Below are 14,918 nucleotides of genomic sequence, written 5' to 3'. Positions count from 1 at the left end.
CCCTGACGCCCTGTGATGCGGTGTCCGCAAGCCCACGAACCCCTCATGGGCGCGAATGTAACCGTGGTGCCTGCCGTGCGACCACGCCGATGTATCCGAAAAACGACCGTTAACGAACCGGATAGGGAGGCATTTCGCCCGGATTAAGGCGAACCTGCCGCAATGCTAGCCGATCATGGTTACCAGGAGTTTCCCGGGGCCGCCAACCACGTTCCGAAGGCGGCAGGCCGCGTCAGGACACATCCGGTCCGAAGGCCGCAGCGATCCGGCCGCCGACGATGCCGCGACCGACCTCACCCACGGGACGCGTGGTGCGGCGGGCAGCCTCGCCCTCGACCACCCGCCAGGCGGTCCGGTCGGCGAGCAGCGCGGTCAGGACGGCGTGGTTGACCTTGTGGCCACCACGCACCGAGCGGTAGGCGCCAAGCAGCGGCAGCCCGGCCAGCGAGAGATCGCCGATCACGTCCAGCACCTTGTGGCGGGCGCATTCATCGGCGTAGCGCAGGCCTTCGGTGTTGAGCAGCCGCTCGTCGTCGAACACGACGGTGTTGTCAAAGGAGGCGCCGAGGGCATAGCCCGCGCTCCAGAGCCGCGCGACATCGCTCATCAGGCCGAAGGTCCGGGCCCGGCCGACTTCGCGGCGGAAACCTTCAGGGTTGACGTCGAAGGCGTAAGCCTGCTGGCCGATGACGGGATTGGTGAAATCGATCTCGACCTCGACGCGGAACCCATTGGCGTGGGGCCTGATCTCGCCGAAGGAATCGCCGATCTTGACCGAGATCGGCTTCAGAACCTGAATGAAGCGGCGCTGCGCCGGCTGGGTGACGACGCCGGCCTGGTCGATCGCCGCGATGAAGGCCGCGGCGCTACCGTCCATGATCGGGACTTCGGGACCGTCGATCTCGATGGTGGCGTTGTCCACACCCATTCCCCGCAGCGCAGCAAGCACATGCTCGGCGGTGGACACCAGCGGACCGGTGCGGTCGCCGAGGACGGTGGCAAAGTCGGTCGCGATCACCTGGTCGGCGGTCGCCTGGACTTCGCGGTCACTTCCCTCAAGTCCGGTCCGGACAAAAATAAAACCTGCGTCGACAGGCGCAGGCCCAAGCGTGACAGTAACGGGAAGACCGGAATGAACGCCCACGCCTGCCACGGAGGCTTGCGCACGAAGCGTTGTTTGCCGGCTAAATTTCATCAGGAACCCGCCCCACTACGACCCACTGCGACTTATACGAGACCCGCTTGGCCGGCCAGAGCCGACACTACCGAATCCCCGTATCCCCAAGTCACGGCAAACCATAGTTGCTGCCTCAAACAGCGCCAACTCACGCTTTTTTACCGATTGTTACCCCAAACCTGCCGTATTCGCGCCAAGGCTTAACCAAATTGCGCCGGTGTTCGGGGTCCCTGTCGGCAGTTTTACTGAACCACCGAATGCGTAATTAATGATTTAAAATCAGTTGCTTGGCTGCGCAATCCGGACATGCCCGGGGCAAAAGGAAAGGTCCCGGCAAGCTTCTCGCCGGGACCTTTTTTCGTCTGCCTTATTGTAACAATCCTCAGGTCGCCTGCCGCCGCAGGAAGGCCGGGATATCAAGATGGTCGTCACCCTGTGGCGCCGGCGCAACAGGTGCAGGGCGCCCATGGACGTCCAGGCCCTGCGGCGCAGGACGGCGGGCATACTCAGATACCGGCTCGCTGGATGCGATCTGCTGCGCCACGGTCTTCTGCGGCCGGCGCTCAGGCAGCGGCGGCATGGCGGGACCGGCGGTGCGGGCCGCGACCGGCGGCTCGCTTTCCTCGTCGCGACGGCCGAGGCCGACATTGGCGAGGCGCTGCAACAGCGACAGGCGGGTTTTCTGCGGGGTTTCTTCCTCAGCCTCGCCGCGGGCCTGCCGAATCTCGGCCTGGGCCGGCATTGGCAGCTCCTCGATTCGCGGCATGCGTGGCGCGCGGGCCGGACGCTCGGCCTGCGGCGGGATGAAGGTATCCGGCGTCATCGGCTCCTGCACCGCGACCGGGGCCATGTCGGGCTCCGGGAACAGGGTCGGCTTCTGCGCGATCGGGCGCACGGTGACGTCGCCATAGGTCTGCGGCGCGGGCGCCTGCGGCACCTCGGCCACGGCAGCGGCGATGGCGGCGAGCGCAGCGCGCTCGACGTTCTGACGGGGCGCGGCGACAGCGGGAGCCGGCGCGGCGACCGGGGTCTGGGCTTCGAGCTTCTGGGCACGCTCGGCCAGACGCTGGTTGTCGGCCCGGAGCCGGGCGGTCAGGTCGGCGAGACGGCTCTCGGCAGCGGCGGCCGGGGCGGCAGCCTGCTGCACCTGCGGCGCCGGGTTCGCGACGGGCGCGGAGGTGGCCTGGCTGTTGCGGGCGATCGCGGCCTGCTCGATGCCGGTGGCGACGACCGAGACGCGGATCAGGCCGTCGAGCGCTTCGTCGAAGGTGGCGCCGACGATGATGTTGGCATCCTGGTCGACTTCCTCGCGGATGCGGGTCGCGGCCTCGTCGACCTCGAACAGGGTGAGGTCCTTGCCGCCGGTGATGGAGATGAGGAGGCCCTTGGCGCCCTTCATCGAGCTGTCGTCGATCAGCGGATTGGCGATCGCGGCTTCCGCGGCGGTCAGCGCGCGCTTGTCGCCGGAGGCTTCGCCGGTGCCCATCATCGCCTTGCCCATTTCCCTCATCACCGCTCTCACGTCGGCGAAGTCGAGGTTGATCAGGCCTTCCTTGACCATCAGGTCGGTGATGCAGGCAACGCCCGAATAGAGCACCTGGTCGGCCATCGCGAAGGCGTCGGCAAAGGTGGTCTTCTCGTTGGCGACCCGGAACAGGTTCTGGTTCGGGATGATCAGGAGCGTATCCACGACCTTGTGCAGCTCGTTGATGCCGGCTTCAGCGGTGCGCATGCGGCGGCCGCCTTCGAAGTGGAACGGCTTGGTCACGACGCCGACGGTGAGGATGCCCATGTCGCGCGCGGTCTTGGCGATCACGGGAGCCGCGCCCGTGCCGGTGCCGCCGCCCATGCCGGCGGTGACGAATACCATGTTGGCGCCCGAGAGATGGTCGCGCAGCTCGTCGATCACCTCTTCCGCCGCCGCGGCGCCGACGTTCGGCTGCGAGCCGGCGCCGAGGCCTTGCGTGACGGCCGTGCCCATCTGCACGATGCGCTGCGCCTTCGACATCGTCAGCGCCTGCGCGTCGGTGTTGGCGACCACGAAGTCGACGCCCTGCAGGCCCGCCGTGATCATGTTGTTGACGGCGTTGCCGCCGGCGCCGCCGACGCCGAATACGGTGATCCGGGGCTTCAGTTCGTGAATATCAGGAACATTGATGCTGATGGTCATGGTTGCCTCTCGATCACGCGCGCGTGGGTTCGCCCCGGCCGGTGGCCGCGGGAGTTGGTGAAAATCGAAGATTGCAGAATGCGGTCATCAGAAGCCCTCGCGTAGCCATCGTCCGACCTTTCCGAAATATCCGCCGGTCCCTGTCTTGACCTGCTGCCGCGTGTGCCGCGGTTCGACATGTTCGAGGTGAACATATTGCGGGTAGACGAGAAGTCCGGTCGGCACCGCGAACGCGGCGTTCTTCGCCTCGTTGGGCAGCCGGCCAAAACCGAGCGGACGGCCGACCCGCACGGGGCGGCCGAGAATCCGGGTACCGAGATCGACGAGACCGGTCAGCTGCGAGGCGCCGCCCGAGAGCACGACGCGGCCGTTGGGCTCTGCGGCGAAGGGCGAATCCTTCAGCTTGTCCCGAACCATTTCGAAGACTTCCTCGGCACGGTGCTTGACGATGTTCGCGATGGTGGCGCGGGAGACGATCTGCGGCAGATCCTGCTCGTCACCGGCTGTCGGCACAGACATCAGCTCACGCGAGTCCGATCCGCCGGTGATGACGGTGCCGTATAAGGTCTTGATTCGCTCGGCATCGGCAATGGTCGCCGAGAGTCCGCGCGCAAGATCCATCGTGATGTGTTGCCCGCCGACCGCAAAACCCGCCGCATGCACAAAGCGGCCGCCCGAATAAACGGCAATCGTGGTGGTGCCGGCGCCCATCTCGACGACGGCGGCGCCGAGATCGGCCTCGTCGTCGGTCAGCACCGACAGGCCGGCCACATAGGAGCTCGCTGCCATCGCTTCGACATTGATGTGGCAGCGCTCCACCGCCAGCATCAGGTTGCGCGCCACGGTGGCGTCACAGGTGACGACGTTCATGTCGACGCCGAACTGGTGCGCAACCATGCCGCGGGGATCGCGGATGCCCTTGACGCCGTCGAGCGTGTAGCCGACCGGCAGCGCGTGCAGCACGGTGCGGCCTTCGCCGGTGGCGTGGCGCATGCCGGTGGAGGTGACGCGGCTGACATCGGCCGGCGTCACGGCGCCGCCACGAATGTCGGCGGCGGCTTCGACCAGCTGGCCGGCGAGCCGGCCGCCGGAGACCGACAGCAGCACCGACTCGACCCGCACCTTGGCCATCTTTTCGGCAAGCCCGACGGCCTGGCGCACCGCCTGCTCGCATTCGCCGAGATCGATCACCGCTCCGGCCTTCATGCCGCGCGACTGGATCTGGCTGTAGCCGATCAATTCCACCGCATGGGTGCGGCCGCGCAGCGCATCGCTCGGCGGCGACGGCTTCAGCCGCGCGATCATGCAGGCGATCTTGCTGGTTCCGATGTCGAGGCAGGCGACGATGCCGCCGCGCTTGTGCGGCATCGGGCGCGTCTTCGGCGTCTGGGTGCGATCGAGACCGGTCATGCGGAATCCCCGGCCTTCTTTTTCTTCTTGTCCTTGAACAGCTCCTCGCGCGCCTTGGCGGCGTCCTCGGAGAGCTGCACCACCAGCCGGTCCGGCAGGCGCATGTCGACGGCGACGATGTCGCGAGAGAACAGCCGGTCTTCCTTGTCGAGCTTGGACAGCGTCGCAAGCGCGTTGCCGACGTCCTGCTCGGGCAGGCGGATGTCGAGACCGTCCTTGAGCCGCAGGTTCCAGCGCCGCTCGCCCACGTAGATCGCGGCCTTGGTCACCGAATTGACCTGCGGGTAGCGCGACAGCAGCGCCAGGAAATCACGCGCCTGGGTGTCGGCGCCCTTGCCGACCACGAGCGGCAGCGACAGGAAGCGGCGCGAAACATAGGGCTCGAGCACGGCGCCATCGTCGGCGATGACGGAGAGCCGGCCGGCCTCCTGCCACAGCGCGAACGCCTTGCGCTCGGTGAGCTCGATCATGAGCTGGCCCGGATAAAGCTTCAGCACGGTCGCATCCGCAATCCAGGGATTGGCCTTGAGCTTGTCGCGCACCGCGTCCGCATCGAGGAACAGCAGCGAGGAACGGCCGCTGACGCCGCCGATCGCGAGGATCTCGTCCTGCGTCAGCTGCTTGCGGCCGTTGATCACGACGGAGGTGATGCGGAAACCGGCGGAATTGGCCAGCGCATTGCGGGCATCGCTGACCGCGGTGACGAAATCCTGGAGGTGGCCGCCCTTGACGATGCCGAAGCCGCAGCTGCCGATCAGGAGCAGCACGGTCATGCTGAGGCCGACCCGGCGCGGCAGATAGCGCTCGACCAGCGCGACCACGCGCGGCGGCGGCTCGCGCTCGACGACGGCCCTGACCTTGGCCTTGGCTTTGGCCTTGTCGTTGGCGGCAGCGCGCGCCTCTTCGTGCTTGTCCTGCATCCACTCGCGCAGAAGCACGCCCGCTCCGATAGCGGCCGCCTTCAGGTCAGCTTGGGGCCTCAGCGATCTGAAAAGCGACCGGGTGAGGCTTCCTGCTCCATCCATTGCACGAGCTCGTCAACAGTTTGCCCGCGACATCGCGCGGATCCTGGCGAACATGACGTCTCGGTGCCGGGCCGGGTGCTGGTCTTCAGCAGAAGAAAACCTCTCCCCTTCAAAGCGTTCGCTGGAGGTGACATCACCCGCGACAGCTCTCGCGCCGGCAGCCAAAGCGCCATATGCGCCGCCAGCGTTAACCTTCGGACGTCCTGGTAAACAAAAGGTAAAATTCGTTAACGACTTGCGCATTTTGCCCCGCAATGTGAGGCGTTTGCGCCGCGATGTCCGGCATTTTACCGGTTTTGGTCGCCAAACCGGCCGGTTTCGCCGATTCGGCCGTTAACCAGTCCTGACTATTTCCGCACACGCTGGCAGGCGAGCTCGACCAGGCCGCGCAGGAAGTCGACGAACTCGATGCCTTCGGCTTTCAGCGCCTTGGGGTAGAGCGAGGACTTGGTCAGCCCGGGCAGCGTGTTGGTCTCGAGATAGACGAGGCCCTTGTCCGAGACGATGAAGTCCGAGCGGGAATAGCCGGTGCAGGACATTGCGCGATGGGCCAGCATCGCCTGCTCCTTGAGCGCGGCGGTGATCTCGGGTGCGAAGCGGCCGGGGCAGATCTCCTGGGTCGACTTCAGAAGATATTTCGCCGCGTAGTCGAAATTGCCCTCACCCGGAATGATCTCGATCGGCGGCAGCGAGATGATCGAGCCGTCGGTGCGCTCCAGCACGCCGCAGGTCGCCTCCACGCCGGCGATATAGGGCTCGATGACATACTCTTCATGCTTGGCCGCGTTGCGGACGGCGACGAGGTCCTGCTTGGCGTTGACGAAGATCAGGCCGTAGCTCGACCCGTCGCGCGCGGGCTTTGCGATCAACCGGCCGTATTCGGCGAAGGCCTCGTCGATATCATCGAGCGCAAGATTCTCCGGCGGCGTCACGCCGCCGAGCGCGGCGAAGCGCTTGGCTGCGATCTTGTCGAAGGCGAGATGCGAGGACGCCGAGCCCGAGCCGGTGAACGGCACGCCGCGCGCCTCGCACATCACCTGCAATTCGCCGTTCTCGGCACGCCCGCCATGCAGGCCGAGCACCAGCACGCGATCTTCCGCCTTGGCCCGGTCGAGCGCCTGCGCGAGCGGAACGCCTGACGTGCCCGGCTTGAACTCGTCCTCGAACGGGCGGGCATGCTCGAGCAGCTGCTTCGACTGCACGACGTGCACCTTGTCCTCGACGTCCCACCACCAGAGGTCAGCCTCGGGCAGCGCCTGATGCAGCGCCTGGGCGGTGGCAACCGAGACCAGACGTTCGCGGTTGGAGCCGCCGAAGAGGATGGTGATGCGCATGGTCATAGTCCGCAATCTCTCCAGTTCGTCATTCCGGGGCTCGCGAAGCGAGAACCCGGGATCCATCTAGCCGCAGATACAGAGGCGAGATGGATTCCGGGTTCGATGCTAGCGCATCGCCCCGGAATGACGGTGGTCATAAAACCCCGATCCGCTTGATTTCCCAGTGTAGCTCAATTCCGGAATTCGCCTTGACGCGTTCGCGCACGGTCTCGCCGAGCGTCTCGATGTCATGCGCGGTGGCGTCACCCGTGTTGATCAGGAAGTTGCAATGCATCTCCGAGACCTGGGCGCCGCCGACGCGCAGGCCGCGGCAGCCGGCGGCATCCACCAGCTTCCAGGCGGAATGGCCGGGCGGATTCTTGAAGGTCGAGCCGCCGGTCTTCTCGCGGATCGGCTGCGCGGTCTCGCGATGGCTCTGCACGTCCGCCATGCGCGCGCGGATCGCCTCCGCGTCCCTGATCTCGCCGCGAAAGCGCGCGGAGGTGAAGATGATGGAGGGATCGACGCCGCTGTTGCGATAGACGAACTTCATGTCCGCATTGGAGAAGACGTGCTTGGTGCCGTCGCGCCCGACGCCCCTCGCCTCGATCAGCACGTCCTTGGTCTCGCCGCCATTGGCGCCGGCATTCATGCGCAGCGCGCCGCCGATCGTACCCGGAATGCCGAAAAAGAATTCGAGCCCGCCGATATTGGCGGACGCCGCAACCTCCGCCACGCGCTTGTCGAGCGCGGCAGTACCTGCGGTGACGATGTCGCCACTCGCACTCGCCTCGCCGAAGGCGCGCGGCGCGAGACGAATGACGACGCCGGCAATGCCGCCGTCGCGCACGATGAGGTTGGAGCCGACGCCGATGACATAGACGGGAATGTCAGGGGCCAGATGCGCGAGGAAGTAAGCGAGATCGTCCTCGTCCGCCGGCGTGAACAACACCTGCGCGGGACCGCCGACGCGAAACCAGGTGAGCTCGGCCAGTAACTGGTTCGCCAGCAGCCGGCCGCGCAGCTCGGGCATCGCGGCTTTGAGTGAAGGGGTGATGTCGGGAAATCCCACCGCGTTACCCCAGCGCCTTCAATTCGCCGGGCAATGCATACGCCCATTGCGTGATGTTGCCTGCCCCAAGACACACGACGAGATCGCCTGGTTTCGCCAATCCCTTGACGATGCCGGCGAGCTCCGTCGCTGCCGGCAGCGGGACCACCTCGCGGTGACCATGCGCGCGCAGGCCCGCGACGAAATGGTCGCGGTCGATGCCGTCGATCGGCGCTTCGCCCGCGGCATAGACGTCGGCGACGACGACCGCATCGGCGTCGTTGAAGCAGGTGCAGAATTCCTCGAACAGCGATTGCAGACGGGTGTAGCGATGCGGCTGCACCACGGCGATCACCTTACCGGTGTAGGAATCGCGCGCTGCCTTCAGCACGGCCGCGATCTCCACGGGGTGATGGCCGTAATCGTCGATCACGGTGACGCCGTTCCACTCGCCAGTCTTGGTGAAGCGCCGCTTGACGCCGCCGAAGCCAGCCAGCGCCTTGCGGATCGCCTCATCCGACACGCCGAGCTCATGCGCGACCGCAATTGCAGCCGTCGCATTCGAGGCATTGTGCCGGCCCGGCATCGGCAGCGCGAGGTCGGCGATCTCATGCGTGGTGCCGGTCTTGCGGTCGCGGATCACGACCTTGAACTTCGAGCCGCCGCCGCCTGCGGTGAGATCGACCAGGCGCGCATCGGCCTGCGGGTTCTCACCGTAAGTGATGATGCGGCGGTCCTCGATCTTGCCGACGAGGCTCTGCACCACGGGATGATCGATGCACATCACGGCAAAGCCGTAGAACGGAAGGTTCTCGATGAAATGACGGAACGCGTCCTGCACGGCCTCGAAGGTCTTGAAGTGATCGAGATGCTCGGGGTCGACATTGGTGACGATCGCGACATCGGTCGGCAGCTTCAGGAACGTGCCGTCGCTCTCGTCGGCCTCCACCACCATCCAGTCGCCGGCACCTAACCGTGCGTTGGAGCCGTAGGCGTTGATGATGCCGCCGTTGATCACGGTCGGGTCGAGCCCGCCGGCATCGAGCAGCGTTGCGACCATCGTCGTCGTCGTGGTCTTGCCGTGGGTACCGGCGATGGCGACGCAGCTCTTCAGCCGCATCAGCTCGGCCAGCATCTCGGCGCGGCGCACCACGGGAATGCGTTTCTCGCGCGCCGCCATCAGTTCCGGATTGTCGCGCTTGATCGCGGAGGACACGACCACGACCTCGGCGCCGTCGATATTCTCGGCCTTGTGGCCGACCGAGACCTTCGCGCCCTTCTTGCGCAGACGGTCGAGATTGTAATTGTCGGCGGCATCCGAGCCCTGCACGGCATAGCCGAGATTGACCAGCACCTCGGCGATGCCGCTCATGCCGATCCCGCCGATCCCGACGAAGTGGATGGGTCCGATCTCGCGCGGCAGTCTCATGTGGTTTCCTTGGGGTCATCGTCCGCGAAGGCGGACGATCCAGTACTCCGCGACGCCAGAGATTCAAATCAACTGCGTCGGATACTGGATGCCCCGCTTTCGCGGGGCATGACAAGTGGCTTTTTTGGCCATCCGGGCCGGAACAGACGTCAGATTCCCGCGACCTTGACCACGAGATCCGCCAGCCGCTCGGCCGCGTCGAGCCGGCCAGCGCCGCGGGCGGCTTCAGCCATCGCGGCAAGGCGCACGGGCTCGGCGGCGAAGCCAGAAATTTCGGACGCCAGCCGATCGGAGGTGAACTCGGTCTGCGGGATCCGGATTGCGCCCTCGACCTTGACCAGGACGCCGGCATTGGCGAACTGGTCCTGGTCGATCGAGCCGGGCAGCGGCACCAGGATGGAGGGCCGGCCGATCGCGGCGAGCTCGGCCACGGTGCCCGCACCGGAGCGCGATACCACGAGATGATTGGAGGCGAGGCGCGCCGGCAGATCCGTGAAGAACGGCGCGAGCTCGGCCTTGATCTTGAGCTTGTCGTAGACGGCGCGCACGCGGCTCATGTCCTCTTCGCGCACCTGCTGGGTGAGAATGAGACGGCTCCACAGCGCAGGCTCGAGTCGCTCGATCGTATCAGGCACGATGTCGGCCATGATGCGCGCGCCCTGGCTGCCGCCGACGACGAGCAGGCGCAGCGGCCCGTTCGGCTCGGGCGCGGCATATTTCACCGCGGCGGCCGCGAGGATCGCCGGACGCATCGGCGTGCCGACGGTCGTCGTCTTGCCTGCCAGCGCCGGATCGCGATCGAGCACGCCGGGCAAGGACGTCGCGATGGCGCGCACGCGGCTCGACAGGAACCGGTTGGCGCGGCCGAGCACGGCGTTGGCGTCGTGGATGATGCCGGGTACGCCCGCGAACTTCGCCGCGACCAGCGGCGGCAAGGTCGGATAGCCGCCGAAGCCAACGACGGCGACGGGCTTCAACCGCTTGATCAGGGCGTAGGCCGACAGCGTGCCGGCGGCGAGCGTGAGGCCGGCATAGGCGAGCTGAAGCGGATTGCGGCCGCGCGCGGTCTCGCTCCTGACGACGTCGATCATGTCCTTGCTGAACAGCCCGCTGTAGCGCAGCGCGCGCTCGTCGGTGACGAGGCGGACGCGATAACCGCGCCGGATCAATTCGACGCCGAGCGCCTCGGCCGGGAACAGATGGCCGCCGGTGCCGCCCGCGGCGAGAAGAATCAGGGGGGACGTGTCCATGGTAGGCCTTTTTACAAGGTCTGTCCCGTCATTGCGAGCGAAGCGAAGCAATCCAGAATCCCTCCGCGGGACAGTCTGGATTGCTTCGCTGCGCTCGCAATGACGACTTACGCGTAACTGCGCATCGCCTCGGCGTGGCCGCTCGCCTCGACCTCGGTGCGCGGGCGCAGCCGCGTCAGCGCCAGCATCATGCCGACGCCATAGGCGAGCGAGATGATCGAGGAGCCGCCATAGGAGATGAACGGCAGCGTCATGCCCTTGGCGGGGATGAGCTGCAGGTTCACCGACATGTTGATCGCCGCCTGCACGCCGAACAGGATCGCAAGACCCGAGGCGGCAAAGCGCGAGAACATGTCCTCATTGGCATAGGCGCGCGACAGCGTGCGGATGACGACGAAGGCGAACAGCGCCAGCATCGCAAGGCACAGGATGATGCCGAACTCTTCGGCCGCGACCGCGAAGACGAAGTCGGTGTGGCTGTCCGGCAGGCTGCGTTTGGCGATGCCCTCGCCGGGTCCGAGCCCGAACCAGCCGCCGTTATAGAAGGCCTCCATGGCGGTATCGACCTGGAAAGTGTCGCCGGAGGCCGGGTTCATGAAGCGCTTGATGCGGCCCGCGACGTGCGGAACGAAAAGATAGGCGCTGAACAGGCCGGCCGCGCCGAGACCTGCGAGCCCGAACACCCAGATCATGCGCATGCCCGCGATGAAGAACAGCGAGCCCCACACCATCAGGATCAGCATGGTCTGGCCGAAATCCGGCTCCATCACCAATAGCGCGACCAGCATCAACAGCAGCACCAGCGCCATCGAGGTCGCCGGCATCTCCGGCCGCCTGGTCGATTCCGCGAACAGCCAGGCCGCGATCACGACGAAAGATGGTTTTGCGATCTCGGAGGCCTGGATGTTGACGCCGAGCAGCGTGATCCAGCGGCGCGAACCCTTCACCTCGGGGCCGATGGCGAGCGTGAGCACGATCAGGATGATGCTCGCCGCGAAGATGATCAGGGCCGAGCGGCGGATCGCGCGCGGCGACAGGAACGACACCCCGAGCAGCACGATGCAGGAGGGCACGAGGAACAGCACATGGCGGCTGAAGAAGTGGAAGGCATCGAGCCCGATGCGGGTCGCAACCGGCGGGCTCGCCGCCAGCGACAGGATGACCCCGGTCAGCATCAGCCCCAGGATGGCGCCCATCAGCGGCTTGTCGACGGTCCACCACCACTCGGAAAAGGGGGTGCGTTCTTCACGGGAGAGCATGGGCGGCCGCTTTCGGACAGAGGTCCGTCCATTGGTCGCCGAGGTTGGTTACCGGGGGGTTAAGGAAGTGCGGATGTTTGAAGATGATCTCTGGCCACAAGACACAATGTCATGCCCCGGCTTGACCGGGGCATCCAGTACGCCGCGGCTCCTCGGTTCAATCACAACCGTCTCTGGAATACTGGGTCGCCCGGTCAAGCCGGGCGACGACAGCGGAGTTGGCCGGACGAGTGCGCGCCCTACACCACCGGCTTCACACCCGGCAGCGCCTGCACCAGCTCGCGGAACTTGGTGCCGCGGACCTCGAAGTTGCGGTACTGGTCGAACGAGGCGCAGGCCGGTGACAGCAGCACGACGGCATCGGCGAGGCCCGAGCCTTCCGCATCGCGCGCGGCGTGCTCGACGGCGACATCGAGGGTCTGGCAGATCTCGTGCGCGACCGAGCCGAGCGTTCCGGAAAATTCCTGCGCGGCTTCGCCGATCAGATAGGCTTTTCGAATCCGCGGGAAGAAACCGGTCAGGCTAGTAATGCCGCCGGCCTTCGGCTTGCCGCCGGCGATCCAGAAGATGTCGCCGAAAGACGACAGCGCGTGCGCGGTGGCATCCGCGTTGGTGCCCTTGGAATCATTGACGAACAGCACGTTGCCGCGGCGGCCGACCTGCTCCATGCGATGCGCAAGGCCCGGAAAGCTGCGCAGGCCGTTCTGCAGCACGTCCTGGCTGATGCCCATCGCAAGCGCGGCAGCGGCGGCGCAAGCAGCGTTCTGCGCGTTGTGCTGGCCGCGCAGCGAGCCGATGCCGCCGAGCGCGGCAATTTCACTGCGGGCGCCGCCCGAGGCGCGCACGATGGTGCCGTGCTCGACGTAAATGCCTGACGCGAGCGGGTTCTTGACGGAGATGCGCACCACGTTCTTGCCCGCGCGATCGAGCCGGTCGGCGATATCGCGGCAATAGCCGTCATCGACGCCGACGATCGAGGTGCCGCCGCCTTGCACGCCGGCAACGAGGCGTTCCTTCACCGCGGCGTAATGCTCGATCGTGCCGTGCCGGTCGATATGGTCCTCGCTGACATTGAGCAGGATGCCGACGGAGGGATCGAGCGAGGGCGTGAGGTCGATCTGGTAGGACGACATCTCGATGACGTGGACGCGGCCCATGCGCGGCGGCTCCAGCGACAGGATCGCGGTGCCGATATTGCCGCCCATCTGGGTGTCGTAGCCGGCGACCTTGGTCAGATGCGCAATCAGCGCCGTCGTGGTCGACTTGCCGTTGGTGCCGGTGATGGCGACGAACGGCGCATCGGGTGCGTGGCGGCGCCGCTCGCGGCAGAACAGCTCGATGTCGCCGATCACCTCGACGCCGGCCTCGCGCGCCTTCAAGACGCTCCAGTGCGGCACAGGATGGGTGAGCGGCACGCCGGGCGCGAGCACGAGGCTTGCGAACTTGGCCCAGGAGACGTTGCGCATGTCCGCTGTGATGAAGCCGGCCTGCGCGGCCTTGGCGACGTTCTCGGCGTTGTCGTCGGCGGCGACCACCTCGGCACCGCCGGCTTTCAACGCATGGCAGGAGGCGAGCCCCGAGCCGCCGAGGCCGAACACCGCGACCGTCTTGCCGGCGAAGGACGTGACGGGGATCATCGATCGGTCACCGCAGCTTCAGCGTCGAAAGGCCGGCGAGCGCCAGCATCACCGAGATGATCCAGAAGCGGATCACGATCTGCGGCTCGGTCCAGCCCTTCTGCTCGAAGTGATGGTGGATCGGCGCCATCCGGAACACGCGCTTGCCCGTGAGCTTGAAGGACACCACCTGCACGATGACCGAAACTGCCTCGAGCACGAACAGGCCGCCGATCACGGCGAGCACGATCTCGTGCTTCACCGCGACCGCGATCGCGCCGAGCATGCCGCCGAGCGCAAGCGAGCCGGTGTCGCCCATGAAGATCGAGGCCGGCGGCGCGTTGAACCAGAGGAAGCCGAGACCGGCGCCGAGCAACGCGCCGCAGAGCACCGCGAGCTCGCCGGTGCCGGCGACATATTTGATCTGGAGGTAGTCGGCGAACACCAAGTTGCCGGTGAGATAGGCGATCATCGCGAAGCTCGCCGTGGCAATCATCACGGGCACGATGGCGAGGCCGTCGAGACCGTCGGTGAGGTTCACCGCATTGCCGGAGCCGACGATGACGAAGGCGCCGAAGACGACGAAGAACCAGCCGAAATGCAGCACGGTATCCTTCAGGAAGGGAATCGTCAGCGCGGTCGAGGCGGGGTCGCGGTTCAGCCGCACCAGCGCGTAGCAGGCGACCAGCGCGATGACGGCTTCGATCAAGAGGCGGAGCTTGCTGCCGAACCCGGTCGTGGTCTGCTTGGTCACCTTGAGGTAATCGTCATAGAAGCCGACGAAGCCGAAGCCGAGCGTCACCGCCAGCACGATCCAGACATAGGGGTTGAGCGGATTGGCCCACAGCACGGTGCCGACCGTGAGCCCGGACAGGATCATCAGCCCGCCCATGGTGGGCGTGCCCTTCTTGGCGAGGTGCGATTGCGGACCGTCGGTGCGGATCGGCTGGCCCTTGCCCTGACGGATGCGCAAATGATCGATGATCCAGGGGCCGAACAGGAACACGAACAGCGCGCCGGTCACGATGGCGCCGCCGGTGCGGAAGGTGATGTAGCGAAAGACGTTCAGGACGGTGCGAAAGGCACCGAAGCCCGGAAATGTGTTGGAAAGCTCGATCAGCCAGTAAAACATTCAGACGGTCCTATGGCGCCTTTGCATATCCAGGTGCCTCATGCGCATTCGCTGGTCTTCGTCATGGGCCGCGCGTTTCGGGA

11 protein-coding genes are annotated in these 14,918 nt (G+C 66.1%); all 11 read right to left on the bottom strand.

All coding sequences use genetic code 11. From position 1 onward, the window contains the following. Positions 1 to 232: 232 nt before the first annotated feature. The 11 genes from lpxC to mraY all read right to left on the bottom strand — a co-directional run bounded on the left by lpxC (position 233) and on the right by mraY (position 14,835). Positions 233 to 1,195 carry a UDP-3-O-acyl-N-acetylglucosamine deacetylase gene (lpxC, locus tag AB7M16_RS29610; protein ID WP_172787251.1) on the bottom strand — a complete coding sequence of 321 codons (963 nt, stop codon included), beginning with the start codon at positions 1,193 to 1,195 and terminating at the stop codon, positions 233 to 235. 364 nt (positions 1,196 to 1,559) lie between these two features. Then, positions 1,560 to 3,347: a cell division protein FtsZ gene (ftsZ, locus tag AB7M16_RS29605; protein WP_172787250.1), complete on the bottom strand. Its 1,788-nt coding sequence runs from the start codon at positions 3,345 to 3,347 to the stop codon at positions 1,560 to 1,562. Positions 3,348 to 3,434: 87 nt separating this feature from the next. Continuing rightward, a complete protein-coding gene (ftsA, locus tag AB7M16_RS29600; protein WP_212254613.1) occupies positions 3,435 to 4,757 on the bottom strand; it encodes a cell division protein FtsA in 1,323 nt (440 codons plus the stop codon). Further along, entirely contained in the window at positions 4,754 to 5,782 is a 1,029-nt protein-coding gene (locus AB7M16_RS29595; RefSeq protein ID WP_439364017.1) for an FtsQ-type POTRA domain-containing protein, read from the bottom strand. The genes ftsA and AB7M16_RS29595 overlap by 4 nt, the downstream gene beginning before the upstream one ends. Positions 5,783 to 6,129: 347 nt before the next feature. Continuing rightward, positions 6,130 to 7,116 (bottom strand): D-alanine--D-alanine ligase family protein, encoded by a 987-nt coding sequence (locus AB7M16_RS29590; protein WP_439403483.1) that lies wholly within the window; start codon positions 7,114 to 7,116, stop codon positions 6,130 to 6,132. A gap of 136 nt (positions 7,117 to 7,252) precedes the next feature. Next, a complete protein-coding gene (gene murB, locus AB7M16_RS29585) occupies positions 7,253 to 8,170 on the bottom strand; it encodes a UDP-N-acetylmuramate dehydrogenase (RefSeq protein WP_453945980.1) in 918 nt (305 codons plus the stop codon). Between the two features lie 4 nt (positions 8,171 to 8,174). Further along, positions 8,175 to 9,578 carry a UDP-N-acetylmuramate--L-alanine ligase gene (gene murC / locus AB7M16_RS29580; RefSeq protein WP_439401096.1) on the bottom strand — a complete coding sequence of 468 codons (1,404 nt, stop codon included), beginning with the start codon at positions 9,576 to 9,578 and terminating at the stop codon, positions 8,175 to 8,177. A gap of 149 nt (positions 9,579 to 9,727) precedes the next feature. Beyond that, a complete protein-coding gene (murG, locus tag AB7M16_RS29575) occupies positions 9,728 to 10,828 on the bottom strand; it encodes an undecaprenyldiphospho-muramoylpentapeptide beta-N-acetylglucosaminyltransferase (protein ID WP_172787245.1) in 1,101 nt (366 codons plus the stop codon). Between the two features lie 107 nt (positions 10,829 to 10,935). Further along, on the bottom strand, positions 10,936 to 12,087 hold the full coding sequence (ftsW, locus tag AB7M16_RS29570) for a putative lipid II flippase FtsW (RefSeq protein ID WP_172787244.1): 1,152 nt from the start codon (positions 12,085 to 12,087) through the stop codon (positions 10,936 to 10,938). Positions 12,088 to 12,326: 239 nt separating this feature from the next. Continuing rightward, positions 12,327 to 13,724 carry a UDP-N-acetylmuramoyl-L-alanine--D-glutamate ligase gene (gene murD, locus AB7M16_RS29565; RefSeq protein WP_453945977.1) on the bottom strand — a complete coding sequence of 466 codons (1,398 nt, stop codon included), beginning with the start codon at positions 13,722 to 13,724 and terminating at the stop codon, positions 12,327 to 12,329. 7 nt (positions 13,725 to 13,731) lie between these two features. Beyond that, positions 13,732 to 14,835: a phospho-N-acetylmuramoyl-pentapeptide-transferase gene (gene mraY / locus AB7M16_RS29560; protein ID WP_172787242.1), complete on the bottom strand. Its 1,104-nt coding sequence runs from the start codon at positions 14,833 to 14,835 to the stop codon at positions 13,732 to 13,734. Positions 14,836 to 14,918: the final 83 nt, after the last annotated feature.

This window comes from Bradyrhizobium sp. USDA 372 (assembly GCF_053629095.1).
Note: the sequence above shows the minus strand (reverse complement) of the source record. Positions and strands in the feature narration are given on the sequence as shown.

What these genes read in the sequence shown, in the direction of transcription:
- lpxC (WP_172787251.1), bottom strand. Translation starts at nt 1,195, where the DNA reads ATGAAATTTAGCCGGCAAACAACGCTTCGTGCGCAAGCCTCCGTGGCA.
- ftsZ (WP_172787250.1), bottom strand. Translation starts at nt 3,347, where the DNA reads ATGACCATCAGCATCAATGTTCCTGATATTCACGAACTGAAGCCCCGG.
- ftsA (WP_212254613.1), bottom strand. Translation starts at nt 4,757, where the DNA reads ATGACCGGTCTCGATCGCACCCAGACGCCGAAGACGCGCCCGATGCCG.
- AB7M16_RS29595 (WP_439364017.1), bottom strand. Translation starts at nt 5,782, where the DNA reads ATGGATGGAGCAGGAAGCCTCACCCGGTCGCTTTTCAGATCGCTGAGG.
- AB7M16_RS29590 (WP_439403483.1), bottom strand. Translation starts at nt 7,116, where the DNA reads ATGCGCATCACCATCCTCTTCGGCGGCTCCAACCGCGAACGTCTGGTC.
- murC (WP_439401096.1), bottom strand. Translation starts at nt 9,578, where the DNA reads ATGAGACTGCCGCGCGAGATCGGACCCATCCACTTCGTCGGGATCGGC.
- murG (WP_172787245.1), bottom strand. Translation starts at nt 10,828, where the DNA reads ATGGACACGTCCCCCCTGATTCTTCTCGCCGCGGGCGGCACCGGCGGC.
- ftsW (WP_172787244.1), bottom strand. Translation starts at nt 12,087, where the DNA reads ATGCTCTCCCGTGAAGAACGCACCCCCTTTTCCGAGTGGTGGTGGACC.
- murD (WP_453945977.1), bottom strand. Translation starts at nt 13,724, where the DNA reads ATGATCCCCGTCACGTCCTTCGCCGGCAAGACGGTCGCGGTGTTCGGC.
- mraY (WP_172787242.1), bottom strand. Translation starts at nt 14,835, where the DNA reads ATGTTTTACTGGCTGATCGAGCTTTCCAACACATTTCCGGGCTTCGGT.